The 16645-nt window shown below is 72.9% G+C and carries 17 protein-coding genes and 1 tRNA gene; 7 read left to right on the top strand and 11 right to left on the bottom strand.

The features are described from left to right. Positions 1-8: 8 nt before the first annotated feature. The 5 genes from KJS59_RS12980 (at position 9) to KJS59_RS12960 (ending at position 4683) form a co-directional block, all read left to right on the top strand. Complete coding sequence (locus KJS59_RS12980) at positions 9-911, top strand: bifunctional DNA primase/polymerase (protein ID WP_213453108.1); 903 nt, start codon at positions 9-11, stop codon at positions 909-911. Continuing rightward, on the top strand, positions 908-2491 hold the full coding sequence (locus KJS59_RS12975) for a YfjI family protein (protein ID WP_213453107.1): 1584 nt from the start codon (positions 908-910) through the stop codon (positions 2489-2491). The genes KJS59_RS12980 and KJS59_RS12975 overlap by 4 nt, the downstream gene beginning before the upstream one ends. A gap of 352 nt (positions 2492-2843) precedes the next feature. Further along, a complete protein-coding gene (locus KJS59_RS12970) occupies positions 2844-3041 on the top strand; it encodes a hypothetical protein (protein ID WP_213453179.1) in 198 nt (65 codons plus the stop codon). Next, positions 3038-3241 (top strand): helix-turn-helix transcriptional regulator, encoded by a 204-nt coding sequence (locus tag KJS59_RS12965; protein WP_213453106.1) that lies wholly within the window; start codon positions 3038-3040, stop codon positions 3239-3241. Before KJS59_RS12970 ends, KJS59_RS12965 begins: the two co-directional genes overlap by 4 nt. After that, positions 3238-4683 carry a tyrosine-type recombinase/integrase gene (locus KJS59_RS12960; protein ID WP_213453105.1) on the top strand — a complete coding sequence of 482 codons (1446 nt, stop codon included), beginning with the start codon at positions 3238-3240 and terminating at the stop codon, positions 4681-4683. Before KJS59_RS12965 ends, KJS59_RS12960 begins: the two co-directional genes overlap by 4 nt. Positions 4684-4746: 63 nt before the next feature. On the opposite strand, the gene KJS59_RS12955 is transcribed toward KJS59_RS12960, so the two are convergent. After that, positions 4747-4830 (bottom strand) — tRNA-Tyr (locus KJS59_RS12955). 129 nt (positions 4831-4959) lie between these two features. Here KJS59_RS12955 and KJS59_RS12950 point away from each other — a divergent pair. Then, positions 4960-5454 carry a YajQ family cyclic di-GMP-binding protein gene (locus KJS59_RS12950; RefSeq protein WP_213453104.1) on the top strand — a complete coding sequence of 165 codons (495 nt, stop codon included), beginning with the start codon at positions 4960-4962 and terminating at the stop codon, positions 5452-5454. A gap of 58 nt (positions 5455-5512) precedes the next feature. Here KJS59_RS12950 and htpX read toward each other — a convergent pair whose 3' ends face one another. The 10 genes from htpX to KJS59_RS12900 form a co-directional block, all read right to left on the bottom strand. Next, positions 5513-6388, bottom strand: coding sequence for a zinc metalloprotease HtpX (htpX, locus tag KJS59_RS12945; RefSeq protein ID WP_213453103.1), 876 nt, complete (start codon positions 6386-6388; stop codon positions 5513-5515). A gap of 104 nt (positions 6389-6492) precedes the next feature. Next, a complete protein-coding gene (locus tag KJS59_RS12940; RefSeq protein WP_213453102.1) occupies positions 6493-8022 on the bottom strand; it encodes an NADH-quinone oxidoreductase subunit N in 1530 nt (509 codons plus the stop codon). After that, positions 8019-9506, bottom strand: coding sequence for a complex I subunit 4 family protein (locus KJS59_RS12935; RefSeq protein ID WP_283775775.1), 1488 nt, complete (start codon positions 9504-9506; stop codon positions 8019-8021). Before KJS59_RS12935 ends, KJS59_RS12940 begins: the two co-directional genes overlap by 4 nt. A 174-nt stretch (positions 9507-9680) precedes the next feature. Next, entirely contained in the window at positions 9681-11504 is a 1824-nt protein-coding gene (locus tag KJS59_RS12930; RefSeq protein ID WP_213453101.1) for an NADH-quinone oxidoreductase subunit 5 family protein, read from the bottom strand. A 1-nt stretch (position 11505) separates the two neighbouring features. Next, the gene (gene nuoK / locus KJS59_RS12925; protein ID WP_213453100.1) at positions 11506-11874 is read right to left on the bottom strand and encodes an NADH-quinone oxidoreductase subunit NuoK; all 369 of its coding nucleotides are present in this window, start codon (positions 11872-11874) and stop codon (positions 11506-11508) included. Further along, entirely contained in the window at positions 11875-12381 is a 507-nt protein-coding gene (locus KJS59_RS12920; protein WP_213453099.1) for an NADH-quinone oxidoreductase subunit J family protein, read from the bottom strand. After that, on the bottom strand, positions 12378-12896 hold the full coding sequence (locus KJS59_RS12915; protein WP_213453098.1) for a NuoI/complex I 23 kDa subunit family protein: 519 nt from the start codon (positions 12894-12896) through the stop codon (positions 12378-12380). The genes KJS59_RS12920 and KJS59_RS12915 overlap by 4 nt, the downstream gene beginning before the upstream one ends. A 70-nt stretch (positions 12897-12966) precedes the next feature. Continuing rightward, positions 12967-13929, bottom strand: coding sequence for an NADH-quinone oxidoreductase subunit NuoH (gene nuoH, locus KJS59_RS12910; protein ID WP_213453097.1), 963 nt, complete (start codon positions 13927-13929; stop codon positions 12967-12969). After that, the gene (locus KJS59_RS12905) at positions 13913-14497 is read right to left on the bottom strand and encodes an NADH-quinone oxidoreductase subunit C (protein ID WP_213453096.1); all 585 of its coding nucleotides are present in this window, start codon (positions 14495-14497) and stop codon (positions 13913-13915) included. Before KJS59_RS12905 ends, nuoH begins: the two co-directional genes overlap by 17 nt. An 88-nt stretch (positions 14498-14585) precedes the next feature. After that, positions 14586-15497, bottom strand: coding sequence for a bifunctional helix-turn-helix transcriptional regulator/GNAT family N-acetyltransferase (locus KJS59_RS12900; protein WP_213453095.1), 912 nt, complete (start codon positions 15495-15497; stop codon positions 14586-14588). Between the two features lie 92 nt (positions 15498-15589). Between KJS59_RS12900 and KJS59_RS12895 the strand changes: the two genes are divergently transcribed. Further along, positions 15590-16633: a glucose 1-dehydrogenase gene (locus KJS59_RS12895; RefSeq protein WP_213453094.1), complete on the top strand. Its 1044-nt coding sequence runs from the start codon at positions 15590-15592 to the stop codon at positions 16631-16633. Positions 16634-16645 lie beyond the last annotated feature (12 nt).

The following is a 16645-nucleotide window of genomic DNA, read 5'->3' as shown; positions in this document are numbered from 1 at the left end:
ACAACACCGTGTCTGACCTGCTCACCATCGCACTCACCCACGCCGAACACGGCTGGCACGTCTTCCCGCTCCGACCCGACGACAAGCGACCCGCGTTCCCCGACCACCCCACTGACCAGTGCACCGGCCGCGACCCCCGCTGCCGGGCCGCTGGCCGGCACCTCGGGTGGGAAGCCCGCGCCACCACCGATCCCGACCGCATCCGCCGGGCATGGTCGGCCCGGCCCTACGGCATCGGCATCGCGTGCGGCCCGTCGCTGCTGGTGGTGGTCGACCTGGACGTCCCCAAGGACGACACCAACGGCCCGACCGGGCTGGACACCCTCACCGACCTGGCCGGCCGGCACGGGGCCGGCATCGAGCCGACCTACACCGTGAGCACCGGGCGGGGTGGCACTCACCTCTACTACCAGCACCCGGCCACCGGCCCCGACCTGCGCAACACGGCCGGGACGCTTGGGCCGATGGTCGACACCCGCGCTCACGGCGGCTACGTCGTCGCCGCCGGCTCAACCGTTGCCGGACGGCCGTACGTGGTCGACCTGGACACCGACCCGGCCCCGCTGCCCCGGTGGCTGGCCGGGCCGCTCACCCCCGCGCCGCTGCCACCGCAGCAGCGGGTGGTGGTCGACCTGCCCGCCAACCGCAGCGGGGCGTACGTGCGGGCCGCCATCGACCGCGAGGTGGCACGGGTGGTCACCGCCGCCTCGGGCGAGCGCAACCGCACGCTCTACATCGCCGCTGTGGCGCTCGGCCAGTTGGTGGCCGGTGGCGCGCTCACCGAGGACGACGCCCAAGCCCTGCTGGAACAGGCAGGCGTTGACGCCGGGCTGCGCACCACCGAGGCATTCCGCACCGTCCGATCCGGCCTCGCTGCTGGTGCCCGTCGACCGAGGCAGGTGGCCGCATGAGCGCCGCCCGTCTGCACCTGGTCACCGACCACCAGGCAGCCACCGGAGAGGAAACCCCGGGCGGCCCGCTGTGGGATGTTCCAGTGCCCTTGACCGGCCCCACCGCCGCGCCGCCGCCGTTCCCGGTCGACGTGTTCCCCCGCTGGCTCGGCGACATGGTGACCGGCGTGGCCCGGTTCACCCAGACCGACCCGGCCATGGCCGGCACCCTCGCCGTGGCCAGCCTCTCGGCGTGCGCGGGCGGCCGGCTGGAAGTCGAGCCGGTAGCCGGGTGGCGGGAGCCGGTGAACGTGTTCGCCGCCGTCATCGCCGGCCCCGGCGAACGCAAGAGCCCAGTCCACCGAGCCATGACCGCGCCCCTGTTCGCGGCACAGTCGACGCTCGCCGACGCCATGCGGCCGAGGATCGCCGAAGCCGCCGCCCTACGGGACATCGCCGACCGGCAAGCCGAGCAGGCCAAAGCCCAAGCGGCGAAGGCCACCGACCCCGGCAAGCGCGACGATGCAGCGGCCGAGGCGGTGGCCGCCGCCATCGCCGCCGAGGCCATCACCGTGCCCGGCCTGCCGAAACTCATCACGGACGACGCCACCCCGGAAGCGCTCATCAGCCTCATGGCCGCCAACGGTGGACGCATGGCGATCATCTCGGATGAAGGCGGGATCTTCGACACCCTCGCCGGCCGCTACTCCGGTGCCCCGAACCTTGACCCCTACCTGAAAGGCCACGCGGGGCAGCCGATGAGCAACGAACGGACCACCCGTGAAGGTGCCTCCATCGACAAGCCTGCGCTGACCGTGTGCGTGATGGCGCAACCGGTCGTGCTGCGCCAGTTCGGCGGAAACGCCGGGCTCGCCGGCCGTGGCCTGCCGGCACGGTTCCTGTTCGCGCTCCCGGTGTCGATGGCCGGCTACCGGGCCGTCGACACGCTGCCGGTGCCCGAGCAGGTGGCCGCCGGCTACCGGCACCGGATACACGACCTGGCCGCCACGTTCGCCGAGTGGGAAGACCCGGCGGTGGTCGTGCTCACCGAGGAAGCCGGCACGGTGCGGCGGGCCGCCGCCGAGCAGGTGGAAGCCGAGCTACGGCCCGGCGGGAGCCTGCACGACATGCGGGAATGGGGCAACAAGCTGTCCGGTGCCACGCTGCGGCTGGCCGGCCTGTTGCACGTCGCCCACCACCCCGCCGACGCGTGGCGTCGCCCGATCGACGCCGACCGGATGGCCGACGCCGTGAGGCTGGCGGAGTTCTTCGCCGCCCACTACCGCGCCGCCATGGCCACCATCACCGCCGACGCCGCCACCGAAACCGCGCGCCGTGTCCTGGCCATCGTCACCGCCAAGGGCATGAGCGCCTTCACCCGCCGGGAACTGCACCGCCGCTGTCACCGGCAACTGCCCCGCGCCGCCGACGTGGCGAACGTGCTGGACGTCCTCACCGCCCACGGCTGGGTCAGGGCCACCGAGACCGGCGGGTACGAAGTCCACCCCCGCGCCGCCGACCTCACCGCCGAGGGCGGTGACAGCGGTGACACGGTGACAACTCCGCCCGCCGGCCACGTTTCCGCAGCTCACACCACCTGAACCGCTGTCACCACCCCCCGGTGACAGGCCGGTGACAGCGGTGACACCCCCGGACGGCTGTCACCGCTGTCACCACCTGTCACCACCACCCGGTGACAACACAAAACCCCGGCTGACCAGCACGAACACCCGTCCGACCACCCGACTGTCACCGTGTCACCGCCTCCCGGCCCCTTCCCGACCGCGTCCGGACCACCGACCGCCAGCCGACACCCAGAAACGGCCCGCTGAGAGCCGCACAGACAGTTCGGCCCTATGCCTTACCCCAACCCTGCCCGGATCTTGCGTCTCCGTGGCTCTCAGAGGGCCGCTCTAAGCCGTTCTGCCGCACCGCCTACCCCACCCTCCACAAGTGACCAGCACCCACCGGAAGGCACCCACGATGCGAATCAGGCTGCACGGCACACCCGCTGAAACAGCCGCAGCGCTCGCCGCCATCGCCCAAGTGCTGCACATCCGCTCCGTCTCCCGGCCCTCCCCCGACCGCCGATCCCCGATGTTCCAGCGCATCTACCTCGACGCCGCCCCGAGGGAGGACACCCGCCCATGACCGCCGCCCGCCGCACCCCGACCGGGAACCTGCTCACCCTCGCCGAAGTCCTGGACGAACTCCGCGTGCCCCGGTCGACATTCTTCCGCTGGAAGGCCACCGGCCGCGCCCCCCGAACCATCAAGTACCCCAACGGCAGCCTGTACGTCCGCCGCCGTGACCTGGACAACTGGATCGACGACCATGAAGAGGCAGCATGAGCAGCTACGACGTACGGGTGTGGAGCATCCTCCCAAACCGCAGCCAGAAAAAGGCCAGCTACTCCGTTCGCTGGTTCGTCGCGAAGAAGCCGTTCCGGAAGACCTACGCGACGCGGGCGCTCGCCGAAAGCTTCCGTGCCAAGCTGATCGTTGCGCAGCGGGAAGGCGTTGCGTTCGATGAGGTCAGCGGCCTGCCCGAGCCGATGGCGCGAGCGCTCAACACCCGGTCGTGGTACGAGCACGCCGTTGCCTACGTCGACATGAAGTGGCCCCGCGCGTCGGCAAAGCACCGCAAGGGGATCGCCGAGACGTTGGCGACCGTCACCCCGGCACTGCTCGCGACCGACCGGGGCGTGCCCAGCGACAAGGCGCTACGTGCCGCGCTCTACGGGTGGGTGTTCAACAAGGCCCGCCGCGACGCTGGGGAGCCACCTCCCGACCACGCCGCCGCCGTGCGCTGGCTCATGGCCAACACCGTCGACCTGGCCGCGCTCGCCGACGCCGCGTTGGTGCGGAAGGCGCTCGACACGCTTGCCCTGCGGATGGACGGTGCCGCCGCGTCGGCCAGCACGATCGCCCGCAAGCGGGCCGTCTTCTCCGGGGCGTTGAAGTACGCCGTTGAGCTGCGGCTACTCGACGCGCACCCGATGTCTCTGGTGAGCTGGACCGCGCCGAAGACGGCCGATGAGGTCGACCGGGGGGCGGTGGTTAATCCCGATCAGGCGCGAGCGCTGCTCGCCGAGGTGGGGCGCTCCGTGCCCGAGTTGGAAGCGTTCTTCGGTTGCATGTACTACGCCGCTCTGCGCCCCGAAGAGGTGCTTCACCTGCGGGAAGACGAGTACGAGCGGCCCGCTCGACGTGGGGGGTGGGGCGTACTGCACCTCACCGGCTCGACGGTGGCCGTCGGCCGCGATTGGGGCGACGGAGACGACACCACCGAAGATCGAGAGTTGAAGCACCGCGCCAAGGCGGCCACGAGGGACGTTCCGGTGCCGCCGCCGCTCGTGCGGCTGCTCGACCACCACGTCAAGGAGTACCCGCCCGGATCGAACGGCAAGCTGTTCGTGACCCGGCGCGGCCCCGGTGGGCGATACGTGCCCACCGCCGGCCAGCCCATCCCGAACAACACCTACGGGAAGGCATGGCGGGACGCACGGACAAAGGTGCTCACGGCGGCTCAGCAGCGCTCGCCGCTGGCCCGCCGTCCCTACGACCTGCGCCACGCGGCCGTGTCGCTCTGGCTCAACGCCGGAGTACCGGCTACCCAGGTCGCCGAGTGGGCCGGGCACAGCGTGAACGTCCTCATGCGGGTCTACGCGAAGTGCGTCTACGGCCAGGAGGAAGCCGCCCGCCGCCGGATCGAGGCCGCGCTAGGAGGTGCGGAAAACGCCGACGCGAATACGACGCGACCGGCGAGATCGAACGAGCCAGAGCGGGACTGAGCGAGACTCACGAAAGAGGCCCCTGACCGGCGTTCTCGCTGGTCAGGGGCCTCTTTGTGCACCTGGTGGCGGGTAGAGGATTCGAACCTCTGTAGCTTTCGCGACGGATTTACAGTCCGCTCCCATTGGCCGCTCGGGCAACCCGCCTGGGATACCGCCGCGCGTACGCAGCAGCGGAAGCAAGGATAGCGGCATGAGGGGGTCCGGGTGCAACCGGGTACCGTCGGCATGTTGTTAGGGACCACAGACCACACACGAAGCGCCGGGAGTTCGAGCATGGCCGCCAATCCTTCGTTCGACATCGTCAGCAAGGTGGACCGGCAGGAGGTGGACAACGCCCTGCGGCAGACCGAGAAGGAGCTGTCGACGCGGTTCGACTTCCGGGGGACCGGGGCGGAGATCGCCTGGTCGGGCGAGACCGGGGTGACGGTGCGGGCGGAGACTGAGGACCGGGTGCGAGCGGCCCTGGACGTGTTCAAGGAGAAGCTGGTCAAGCGGCAGATTTCGCTGAAGTCGCTGGATGCCGGGGAGCCGCAGCAGTCCGGGAAGGGCTACAAGGTCGACGCGACGGTCATCCAGGGGATCGACTCGGAGAAGGCGAAGGCGATCAGCAAGAAGATCCGCGACGAGGGGCCCAAGGGCGTCCAGGCGCAGATCCAGGGCGACCAACTTCGGGTCACCGGGAAGAAGAAGGACGACCTGCAGGCGGTGATAGCGCTGCTGAAGCAGGAGGACTTCGGGGTGGCCCTCCAGTTCACGAACTACCGCTGAGCCGGGGACGGTGGGGGCCGCGCCGGGTGAACCGGCGCGGCCCTTGGTGTGCAGGGGTTCAGCGGTACTGGATCGGCCCGGCGTTCATCGCCATCCGCTCCAGCCGCGCGATGCGCTGCTCCATCGGGGGGTGGGTGGAGAAGAGGGCGGCGATGCCGCTGGGGCGCAGCGGGTTGGCGATCATCAGGTGGGCGCTGCTGGCGAGGGTGCCGTCGGCGGGCAGCGGGTGCATGCGGGTGCCGGCGCTGATCTTCCGCAGCGCGCTGGCCAGCGCCAGCGGGTCGTTGGTGAGCTGGGCGCCGGACTGGTCGGCCTGGTACTCGCGGCTGCGGCTGATGGCCAGCTGGATGATGGTGGCGGCCAGCGGGCCAAGGATCAGCATGAGCAGGATGGCGCCCATGTTGGGGCCGTCCTCGTCGTTGCTGCCGAGCGGGATGAACCACGCCAGGTTCGCCAGCATGGTGATGATGCCGGCGAGGGCGGCGGCCACGCTGGAGATGAGGATGTCCCGGTTGTAGACGTGGGACAGTTCGTGGCCGATGACGGCGCGCAGTTCGCGGTAGTCGAGGACCTGGACGATGCCCTGGGTCACGGCGACCGCGGCGTGCTGCGGGTTGCGGCCGGTGGCAAACGCGTTCGGTTGCATGGTGGGGCTGACGTAGAGCCGGGGCATGGGCTGCCCGGCCTGGGTCGCCAGTTCTCGGACCATCCGGTGCAGCTCGGGGAACTGCGCCTCGCTGACCGGCTGGGCGGCCATCGACCGCAGGGCGAGCTTGTCGGACCAGAAGTAGCTGGTCGCGTTCATGACCAGCGAGAGGATCACGGCGATGACCAGTCCGGAGCTGCCGCCGAACCAGTAACCGACCGCGAGGATGAGCGCGGTGAGCAGCCCCAACAGGGCCGCCGTCTTGAGACCGTTTCGATGGCTGTGCACGTCGACTCCTTCGGCGGGGAAAATCAGTCGATTCCCGTAACCGTGTCAACGTGGTGTTACCCCATGCTCATCCGACCAAAGGCTGAGAGTTTGCTGTAAATGCGCTAGCGCCCGGCAAACGCGAGCACGATTTGCGGGGCAAAGCCGACAAGCACGGCCAGAAGGGCGGTGGTGCCGACCGCCGCGGCGACCGGCCAGGCCGGCCGGGTGGACGGCGGCTCGACGGCGTGCGGCTCGGCGGGGCTCGGGGCGGTGGCGGGCAGGGCGGCGGGGCGCGGGTCGGCGGGCGCGTAGAGGAGAGCGGCCACGCGGACGTAGTACGCCAGGCCGATCACCGCGTTCAGGGCCACGATCACGGCCAGCCAGCCGGCGCCGCCGGCGAGCAGGGCGCGGACCACCGCCACCTTGGCGAACAGCCCGGCCAGCCCCGGCGGCAGGCCGGCGAGACCGACCAGGGCCAGCACCAGCGCGGCACCGACCCACGGGGACCTGCGGGCGGCGGCGCGGTAGTCGGCCAGGTCGCCGCCGTCGGCGTCCGGCGGGCGCAGCGCGGTCACCGCCGCGAACGCGCCCAACTCCATCACCACGTAGAAGACGGTGTACGCGATGGCCGCCGCGACCGCCGCGGCGAGGGCGTCACCGGTGCGGCCCGCCGCGGCGGCGAAGGCGCCGAACGGGGCGAGGATGTAGCCGGCCTGGGCGACCGAGGACCAGGCGAGCAGCCGCACCATCCGGCGCTGGCGCAGGGCCACCAGGTTGCCGACGGTCATGGTCAGGACCGCGAGGGCGGCGAGCACCGGGCCGGCCACGTCCAGCGCGGGGCGGAACGCGCCGGTCACCACGGCCAGGATGGCGACCACGCCGCCCACCTTGGAGGCGGTGGACAGGTACGCGGCGACGGGCAGCGGGGCACCGTCGTAGGTGGCGGGCGCCCAGGCGTGGAACGGCACCGCCGCGACCTTGAACGCCAGCCCCGCCAGCACCAGCACCACGCCGACCCGGGTCAGCGGGAGCAGCGGGGCGGGCGGGCCGTCGGCGAGGGTGGCGGCGAGCGGAGCGAACCGGACCGCCCCGGTGCCGGCGTAGAGCAGGGCCGCACCGAGCAGGGTCACGCTGGTCGCCACGACGCTGACCACGAAGAACGTGACGGCGGCGTCGGCACTGGGAGCCATGGCACCGGCCGCCGTGCGGCGGCGCAGCCCCACCAGGATGTACAGCGGCAGGGTCAGCGTCTCCAGCGCCACGATCAGCAGGATCAGGTCCCGCGCGCCGGCCAGCGCGACGCCGCCCGTCATCGAGCAGGCGAGCAGGAAGCAGTACTCGCCCGGCGGTACCGCCCCGGCGCGCAGGTGACCGGCGGAGAGCCCGAGCACGCCGAGCGCCAGCAGCGCGAACAGGGCCGCGACCAGGGCCGCCCGGTCGTCGAGGACGTACGAGCAGCCGCCCGCGCCGCAGAAGGTGCCCCGAGCGGGACCGCGTGCGGCCAGCGCCGCCGCGACGGCGGTGGCCGCCGCACCCAGCACGCCCGAGAGCAGAACCGCGCCCGGGCGGGCCAGCAGCAACTCCACCAGCAGGACGAGCACCGCCGTGGCGCCGGCCAGGTACGCCGGGAGCAGGGCGACGTGATCGATCATCGGGCCACCCACTCCGCGACCGCCCGGACGGGCTCGCTGGCCATCCCCAGCACCAGCGCCGGTACCAGCCCCACGGCAAGCGCCAGGACCACCAGGGGCGACCAGGCGGCGACCTCCAGGCGGGCGATCGGGCCGCAGACGGCGCCGGCCACCACCGGGGACGCGGGGCCGTGCGTGACCCGGCGCAGCAGCCGCAGGAAGTACGCGGCGGTCAGCGCCCCACCCACGGCCGCGATCACGCCGAGGGTCAGCCACAGCGGCCCGCCCCGCCGCACGGCGGCGATCACCGCGAACGCCTCCCCCCAGAAGCCGGCCAGGCCGGGCAGGCCCAGCGAGCCGATCGCCGCGTACCCGAGCAGGCCGGACAGGCCGGGCATCCGCTCCCGCAGCCCGCCCAGCGCCGCCAGGTCGCCGGTGCCGAACCGGTCCTTGACCGCGCCGGCCAGGAAGAACAGCAGGCCGGTGAGGATGCCGTGCGCCACGTTGCCGATCAGCGCCGCCTGGATGCCGGTGGCGGTCAGGGTCGCCACGCCGAGCAGCACGAAGCCCATGTGCCCGACGCTCGAGTACGCGATGAGCCGCTTGATCTCGGACTGGGCCAGGCAGACCAGGGCGCCCACGATGATCGCCGCGACGGCGAGCGTGCCGAGCACCGGAGCCGCCCAGCGGGCCCCCTCCGGGGCGACGCCGACCGCCACCCGGATCAGCCCGTACGTACCCATCTTGAGCAGCACCCCGGCGAGGATCACGCTGCCGACGGTCGGCGCCTGGGTGTGCGCCGCCGGCAGCCAGGTGTGCAGCGGCCAGAGCGGGCTCTTGACCGCGAACGCCACCGCGAACAGCGCGAACGCGGCGTGCTGCGTGCCGCGTGGGAGCGCCGCGCCGCCGGTGAGCGCCACGATGTCCGCCGTGCCGGCCGAGGCCACCACCGTGAACACGCCGACCAGCAGCAGCACCGAGCCGAACAGCGTGTACAGCGCGAACTTGCGGGCCGCCGCGCGTCGCCCCGCGCCACCCCAGCCCGCGATCACCGCGTACATCGGCAGCAGCACGACCTCGAAGAACACGAAGAACAGGACCAGGTCCAGGGCGAGGAACGTACCGAGCATGCCGACCTCGACGACGAGCAGCAGCGCCACCAGCGCGCTGCCCCGACCACCCGCCGGCACGTGGCCCACCGTGTACGCGCAGCACAGCAGCGTCAGCAGCGTCGTCAACACGACCAGCGGGTACGAGATGCCGTCGACACCCAGATGGAAACGCAGGTCCAGGGCGGGTGCCCAGGCGACGTCCACCTCGTGCCAGGGGCGGATGACCCCGGTGCCCCCGGCCGACCTGTCGAACCACAGCAGCAGGCTGGCGACAAACGCCAGCGCGGCGGCGACCGTCCCGGCGACCCGGCCGGCCCGCTCGCCGGGCAGGAGAGCCGCGACCATCGCCCCCGCCGCCGGCAGGGCAAGCACCACCACCAAAAGCGCGCTCACAGAGCCAGCCTTTCGTTCGCGACTGCGGTGCTTCCTCCGCAACCGCCAGTCCTGCGGCCCAGCGCGCTCCGGGCGCTCCTCGCGCTCACAGAGCCAGCCTTTCGCTCGCGACTGCGGTGCTTCCTCCGCAACCGCCAGTCCTGCGGCCCAGCGCGCTCCGGGCGCTCCTCGCGCTCACAGGGCAATCCCCAGGACTGTGGCGGCCAGCGCTGCCAGCACGGCGCCGGCCAGCACGGCGGTCGCGGCGCGGGGCAGGCCCGAGCGGTGGGCCGTGGCGAGGGAGCCGCCCAGGGCCCGGGCTCCCCTGCCGGTGGCCTCCACCGCACCGTCCACAACGGACTCGTCCGCGGCCCGGACGGCGCCGGCGAGCGCCCGGACCGGCCGCACCACGAGGGCGTGCTGCACCGCGTCCACCCAGAAGGCATTGGCGAAGGCGGCCCGCAGCGGACCCAGGGAGAACGCGGGGTCGGTGCGCGGCGCTCGGCGCCAGAGCGCCCAGACGGTGAGCGCGCCGACCGCGAGCGCGGCGAGCGGCGGCAGCACGGCGGCGTCGATGTGGACCGCACCGATGCCGAACCGCTCCCGGAAGGCCGGGATGAACACGGCCAGGCCGAGCCCCGCGCTGGGCACCGCGAGCACCAGCACGGGCACGCCCATGGCGGCCGGCGGCTCGTGCGGGTGCACCTCGGTGCGGGGACGGCCGAAGAACACCAGGAGCCACAGGCGGACCGCGTACCAGGCGGTGCCCGCCACGGTCAGCAGGCCGACCGAGAACAGCAGCCACCCGGACTCGCCGGCCGCGGCGAGGATCGCGTCCTTGCTCCAGAACCCGGCCAGCGGCGGCAGCCCGACCAGGGCGCCCAGCCCGATCGTCAGGCACCAGAAGGTGACCGGCATCCGGTGGCGCAGCCCACCCATCGCCGCCATCGAGTTGGTGCCCACCGCGTGGATCACCGACCCGGCGGCGAGGAACAGCAGCGCCTTGAACGCGGCGTGGGTCAGCAGGTGGAACAGGGCCACCCCGGGCGCGCCCACCGCCAGGGCGCCGGTCATGTACCCGAGCTGGCTGACCGTGGACCAGGCGAGCACCCGCTTGATGTCGTCCTGCGCGGTCGCGGCCAGGGCGCCCAGCAGCATGGTGACCGCCGCCATGACCCCCAGGACGGGCAGCGCGTCGCCGCCCTGGAACACGGGGAACAGCCGGGCGACCACGTACACGCCGGCGGCGACCATGGTGGCCGCGTGGATCAGCGCGGAGATGGGCGTCGGGCCGGCCATCGCGTCCGGCAGCCAGGTGTGCAGCGGGAACTGGGCGCTCTTGCCGGCCACCCCGGCGAGCAGCAGCACGGCGGCGGCGGTCAGGGTGCCCCCGCCGATGCCGGCGGGCCCGTTGCCCGGCCCGGTCGCCGCCGCCGCCAGCACGTCCGAGATCCGGAAACTGCCCGCGGCCGTGCCCAGCAGCGCGATGCCCAGCAGGAAGCCGACGTCGCCGACCCGGGTCACCAGGAACGCCTTCACCGCGGCGGCCGGCGCCGCCGGCAGCCGCCGGTCGTGCCCGATCAGCAGGTACGAGCAGATGCCCATGACCTCCCAGCCGACCAGCAGCAGGATCAGGTCGCCGGCGACCACGACCAGCAGCATCGCCGCCGTGAACAGGCTCACCTGCGCCGCGTACGGCGGGTAGCGGTCGTCGCCGGCCAGGTAGGGGACCGAGTACACCTGCACGGCCAGCGCGACCACGCCGACCGCCACCGCGACCAGCGTCGTGGTCGGCTCCAGCCGGGTGCCCAGGGTGACGTTCAGCCCGCCCAGGTCGACCCACTGCCACGAGCGTTCGGCGGTGGTGTCGACCGTGGCGGCCAGCGCGATCGCCAGGGCCAGCGAGACGGCGGCGCCGGCGATGCCCAGCGCGGCGGCCACCCGGCGGTTGACGAAGAACGCCGCCAGCGCGCAGGCGAACGGCACCGCGGGCAGCGCCAACCCCCAACCCGCGTCCACGTCACACCACCTCGGCCCGGTCGGGCTCCGCCGGCCGCCCCGGCGGCACGTCGCGCTCCAGCGGCACCTCGTCGACGGCGACGGTGGCCCGCACCCGGTACAGCTGGAGGATGATCGCCAGGCCGACGCCGACCTCGGCGGCGGCCAGCACGATGACGAACAGGACGAAGACCTGCCCCGTGTACGCCTCGGCGGCCGGCGGCAGCGCCGCCCGGACCGTGCTGTCCGCGGTGACCAGCACCAGGTTCACCGCGTTGAGCATCAACTCCACGGCCATCAGCAGCAGGATCGCGTTCCGGCGGCGCAGCACGCCGTACCCGCCCAGCCCGAACAGGAAGGCCGCGGTCACGTAGGGGATCACCGGGTGCATCTAGCGGCCACCCCCGCCGATGTCCGGCCGGGACACGATGATCGCGCCGACCAGGGCCGCCAGCAGCAGCACGGAGAGCACCTCGAACGGCAGCACCCAGGAGCGGAACAACTGGGCGCCGAGCACCTCGGCGGTGCCCGGGGCCGGCGCCGGCACGCTGGACCAGCGGTACGCGTCCACCAGCAGCGCGGCCAGGCCCAGGCTCGCGCCGCCGCCCACCAGCAGGGCGGGCAGGCCGGGGCGGTCCAGATCCGCCGAGGCGCCGATCGGGGCGCGGGTCAGCATCACCGCGAACAGCAGCAGCACCACCACCGCGCCGACGTAGATCAGCACCTGCACCCAGGCGACCAGTTCGGCGGTCAGCACCAGGTACAGCCCGGCCACCGCGCCCAGGCACACCACCAGGTACAGCCCGGCGCGGACCAGGTGCGCGGTCGTCACCACCAGCGCGCCCGCCCCGACGGCGACCGCGCCCAGCCCCAGCAGCAGCGCGTCCGCCACCGTCATGCCGAGCCCGCCCTCTTGCGGGCCGCCGTCTCCTCCTTGGCCGGCTCGCCCCGCGGGTCGTGCGCCGGCGGCGGCGGCACCGTCGCCATCCACTCGCCCAGCCGCTGCCGGCCGTGCAGCAGGTCCCGGATGTCGTGCTCGGCGTACTCGAACTCGGGCGACCAGTACAGGGCGTCGAACGGGCACACCTCGACGCAGATCCCGCAGTACATGCACAGCGAGAAGTCGATGTCGAACCGGTCCAGCACGTTGCGCTGCCGCGCCCGCGCCGCCCCCGGCACCACGACCTCCTCCTTGTGCGAGTCGATGTAGATGCACCAGTCCGGGCACTCCCGCGCGCACAGCATGCAGACCGTGCAGTTCTCCTCCAGCAGGGCGATCACGCCCCGGGAGCGCGGCGGCAACTCCGGCTGCACGTCCGGATACTGCTGGGTGTGCGACCGGCGGGTCATCGTCTTGAGGGTGACCGCCAGCCCCTTCGCCAGTCCCTCACCCGGAACGCCCATGCCGCACATCCTGCCCCTTCCCGCTCCCCGGCGCGAGCACCCGAATGCGCCGGCTGCTGCCACACGGCGGGCGCGCGGGTCAGAAGGCGACGCGGACGGCCGCCGTCAGCACCAACTGCGCCAGGGCCAGGGGGACCAGGACCAGCCAGCACAGGCGCTGGAGCTGGTCCTCGCGCAGGCGCGGGTACGCGACCCGCAGCCAGATGACCACGAAGGACACCGCGAACACCTTGAGCAGGGTCCACAGCCAGCCGAGGTGCGCGTCGCCGAACGGTCCTTTCCAGCCGCCGAGGAACAGCACCGTGGTCAGTGCGGCGATCACCACGATGCCCACGTACTCGGCGAGCAGGAAGAACGCGAAGCGCAGCCCGGTGTACTCGGTCAGGTAGCCGAAGACGAGCTCGGAGTCGGCGATCGGCATGTCGAACGGGGGCCGGCGGATCTCGGCGAGCCCGGCGACGAAGAACACCACCGCGGCGGGGGCCTGCCAGAGCAGCCACCAGGGGCGCCACGCCTCCACGATGCCGGTCAGGGAGAGGGTGCCGGCCGCCATGGCGACGCTCGCCGCGGCCAGCACGAGCGGTAGCTCGTACCCCAGCAGCTGGGCCGCGCCGCGCAGCCCGCCGAGCAGGCTGTACTTGTTGGCGGACGCCCAGGCCGACATCAGGACCGCGACGACGCCGATGCCCACCACGGCGAGGACGAAGAACAGCCCCACGTCCAGCGGCTGGCCGACCAGGTCGCCGGGGCCGAGCGGGATCACCAGCAGGGCCAGCAGGTACGGCAGCAGGGCGATCACCGGGGCGAGGCGGAACACCGGGCGGTCCGCGTCGCGGGGGGTGATGTCCTCCTTCTGGACGAACTTGACCCCGTCCGCGACGAGTTGGGCCCAGCCGTGGAAGGCGCCCGCGTACATCGGCCCGAGGCGGCCCTGCATGTGCGCCATGACCTTGTGTTCGGCCTGGCCGACCAGCAGCGGCAGGGTGAGGAAGGCGGCGACGACCGCCAGCACCCGGATCAGGGTCTCAAGCCAGTCCGGCATTCGGCCCCCACTGGTTCGGGTCCGGCACGCCGGGCGGGCGCATCGGCTGGCGGCGGCCGGTGGACTCGTGGGACTCGCCGGGTTCCTTGGCGCCGGGCCACGCCTTGGCGACCCGGGCGGCGAGCACGAATTCCTTGCGCAGCGGGTGCCCCTCGAACTCGGGCGGCAGCAGCAGCGGTTTGAGGTCGGCGTGGCCGGCGAAGCCGATGCCGAACATCTCGTGCGTCTCCCGCTCGTGCCAGGCGGCGCCCGGGTAGACGGGGACGAGCGTGGGCACCTGGGCACCCTCCCGCGGGACGCGGGTGCGCAGCAGCACCCCGTGCCGGAGGGCGGTGGACCACACGTGGGCGACCATCGTGAAGCCCTCGGCCAGTTCGTCCACGGCGGACAACCAGTCGAAGAAGTCGCAGCGCAGGTCGGTGTCGTCGCGGGCGGTGGCCGCGGCGGTGGCCCATGCGGCCGGCGGGACGTCCACGGTGGCGCGGGCGTAGGCGCCACCGCCGGACACGCCGGCGGCGGCGTCGGGCAGCGCGGCCACGAGCCGGGCGCCGACCTCCTCAGGCGTCATGGCCAGATCCTATGGCGGCGGCATGCCATCCACGAGCGCCACCGCGAACGGGATTGCCCGCCGTCGACATCCCGGCGCCCGGCGCGGCTTACAGCTCGCGCTCCCAGTACTGGAAGACCTGGTCGTGGCCGAAGTCGCGGCCCTTCTCCTGCTCGGTGAGGCGGAAGCCGGCCCGCTGGTAGAGGCGGCGCGCGTCGGCCAGGGCGGCGTTCGTCCACAGGATCATCCGCCGGTACCCGGCGCGGCGCGCGTACCGGACGCACTCGTCGACCAGCCGGCCGCCGATGCCCATCCCCCGCGCCTCCGGCTCGACCAGCAGCAGCCGCAGCTGGGCGGTCTCGTCGTCCTTGCGGACGCAGAAGACCGACCCGGCGGGGCGCCCGTCCACCTCGGCGATCCAGGCGGCCTCGCGGTGCGGGTCGCGGCCGGCCACGTAGTCGGCCACGATCCGGGCGACCATCGCCTCGAAGCCCTCGTCCCAGTCGTACTCGCGGGCGTAGATCGCGCCGTGCCGCTGCACCACCCAGCCCAGGTCGCCGGGCAGCGGCGGGCGCAGGACGTACGCCGGGTGCGGCTCGGCGTCGCCCAGCAGTTCCCGGATGCTGGCCATCGCCCCGAGCAGCCGCCGCTGCTCCGCCTCGCCCAGCCGGTCCAGCAGGGTCCGCATGTCCGCGTTGGACCGCTCGTCCAGCATCGCGAACACCCGGCGCCCGGCCGCGGTCAGCCGGATGACCTGCTTGCGCGCGTCGGTCGGGGACTTCTCCCGGACCACGTACCCGTCCCGCTCGAACCGGGCGAGGATGCGGCTGAGGTAGCCGGCGTCCAGGTCCAGCGCCCGGCGCAGGTCCACCACCTCGACGGCGTCGGTGTGCGCGAGTTCGAAGAAGACCCGCGCCTCGGTCAGCGAGTACCGCGTCTTCTGCACGCCCTCGCCGAGCACGCCGATGGTGCGGGTGTAGAAGCGGTTGAACGCCCGGACGGCGGCGACCCGATCACCCATGCTCTTTGCCCATCTCAAAGGATTAGTTGACTGAGGCAAGGATTATGGACGATTGCGGGTTAAGTCAAGGGCGCCTGGGGACACTAGGGCGCATGCGGGCCGTCAGCGTGATCCCCGGCCAGGAGAACTCCCTGTACCTCGATACCAACGCCCCCGAGCCGGACCCCGACGAGGGCCCGGTGCTCGTCGAGGCGATCGCCGTCGGCATCTGCGGCACGGACCGCGAGGTCATCGCCGGCGAGTACGGCGAGGCGCCACCCGGCGCGAAGCGACTGATCCTGGGCCACGAGTCGCTGGGCCGGGTGCTCGAGGACCCCACCCGCACGTTCGCCCCCGGCGACCTGGTCGCCGGCATCGTCCGCCACCCGGACCCCGTGCCGTGCCCCAACTGCGCCGCCGGCGAGTGGGACATGTGCCGCAACGGCCGCTTCACCGAACACGGCATCAAGGCCCGCCACGGCTTCGCCCGCGACCGCTGGCGGGTCCAACCCGACCACGCGATCCGCCTGGCCCCCACCCTGGACGCCGTGGGCGTGCTCCTGGAACCCACCAGCGTCGTCGCCAAGGCGTGGGAGCACATCGAACGCATCGGCGAACGCGCCCGCTGGACCCCGCGGACCGCCCTGGTCACCGGCGCCGGACCGATCGGCCTGCTCGCCGCCCTGCTCGGCGTGCAGCGCGGCCTGGAGGTCCACGTCCTCGACCGGGCCACCGCGGGCCCGAAGCCCGCCCTGGCCGCCCGCCTCGGCGCCGTCTACCACCACCGCGGCGTCCCCGACCTGGACCTCGAGCCGGACGTGGCGCTGGAGTGCACCGGCGCGCCCACCGTCGTGCTGGACGTGATGGAGAAGATCGGCCCGAACGGCATCGCCTGCCTGACCGGCGTCTCCTCCGGCGGGCGCCGGATCGCCCTGGACGCCGGCCACCTGAACCGCCAACTGGTGCTGGAGAACAACGTCATCTTCGGCACGGTCAACGCGAACCGCCGGCACTGGCGGCAGGCGGCCGACGCCCTGCTCCAGGCGGACATCCGCTGGCTCGATGACCTGATCACCCGCCGGGTCCCCCTCGACCGGTACCCCGACGCCTACACCTCCCCCGGCAACGACGTGAAGGCCGTCCTCGAGTTCGGCTGACCGGCGGCCCGC

Source organism: Rhizomonospora bruguierae (genome assembly GCF_018397995.1).
Lineage (GTDB): Bacteria > Actinomycetota > Actinomycetes > Mycobacteriales > Micromonosporaceae > Rhizomonospora > Rhizomonospora bruguierae.
Note: the sequence above shows the minus strand (reverse complement) of the source record. Positions and strands in the feature narration are given on the sequence as shown.

Coding starts and splice junctions, on each gene's coding strand:
- KJS59_RS12975 (WP_213453107.1), top strand. CDS start 908: ATGAGCGCCGCCCGTCTGCACCTGGTCACCGACCACCAGGCAGCCACC.
- KJS59_RS12965 (WP_213453106.1), top strand. CDS start 3,038: ATGACCGCCGCCCGCCGCACCCCGACCGGGAACCTGCTCACCCTCGCC.
- KJS59_RS12960 (WP_213453105.1), top strand. CDS start 3,238: ATGAGCAGCTACGACGTACGGGTGTGGAGCATCCTCCCAAACCGCAGC.
- KJS59_RS12950 (WP_213453104.1), top strand. CDS start 4,960: ATGGCCGCCAATCCTTCGTTCGACATCGTCAGCAAGGTGGACCGGCAG.
- KJS59_RS12940 (WP_213453102.1), bottom strand. CDS start 8,022: ATGATCGATCACGTCGCCCTGCTCCCGGCGTACCTGGCCGGCGCCACG.
- nuoK (WP_213453100.1), bottom strand. CDS start 11,874: ATGCACCCGGTGATCCCCTACGTGACCGCGGCCTTCCTGTTCGGGCTG.
- KJS59_RS12920 (WP_213453099.1), bottom strand. CDS start 12,381: ATGACGGTGGCGGACGCGCTGCTGCTGGGGCTGGGCGCGGTCGCCGTC.
- KJS59_RS12915 (WP_213453098.1), bottom strand. CDS start 12,896: ATGTGCGGCATGGGCGTTCCGGGTGAGGGACTGGCGAAGGGGCTGGCG.
- nuoH (WP_213453097.1), bottom strand. CDS start 13,929: ATGCCGGACTGGCTTGAGACCCTGATCCGGGTGCTGGCGGTCGTCGCC.
- KJS59_RS12905 (WP_213453096.1), bottom strand. CDS start 14,497: ATGACGCCTGAGGAGGTCGGCGCCCGGCTCGTGGCCGCGCTGCCCGAC.
- KJS59_RS12900 (WP_213453095.1), bottom strand. CDS start 15,497: ATGGGTGATCGGGTCGCCGCCGTCCGGGCGTTCAACCGCTTCTACACC.
- KJS59_RS12895 (WP_213453094.1), top strand. CDS start 15,590: ATGCGGGCCGTCAGCGTGATCCCCGGCCAGGAGAACTCCCTGTACCTC.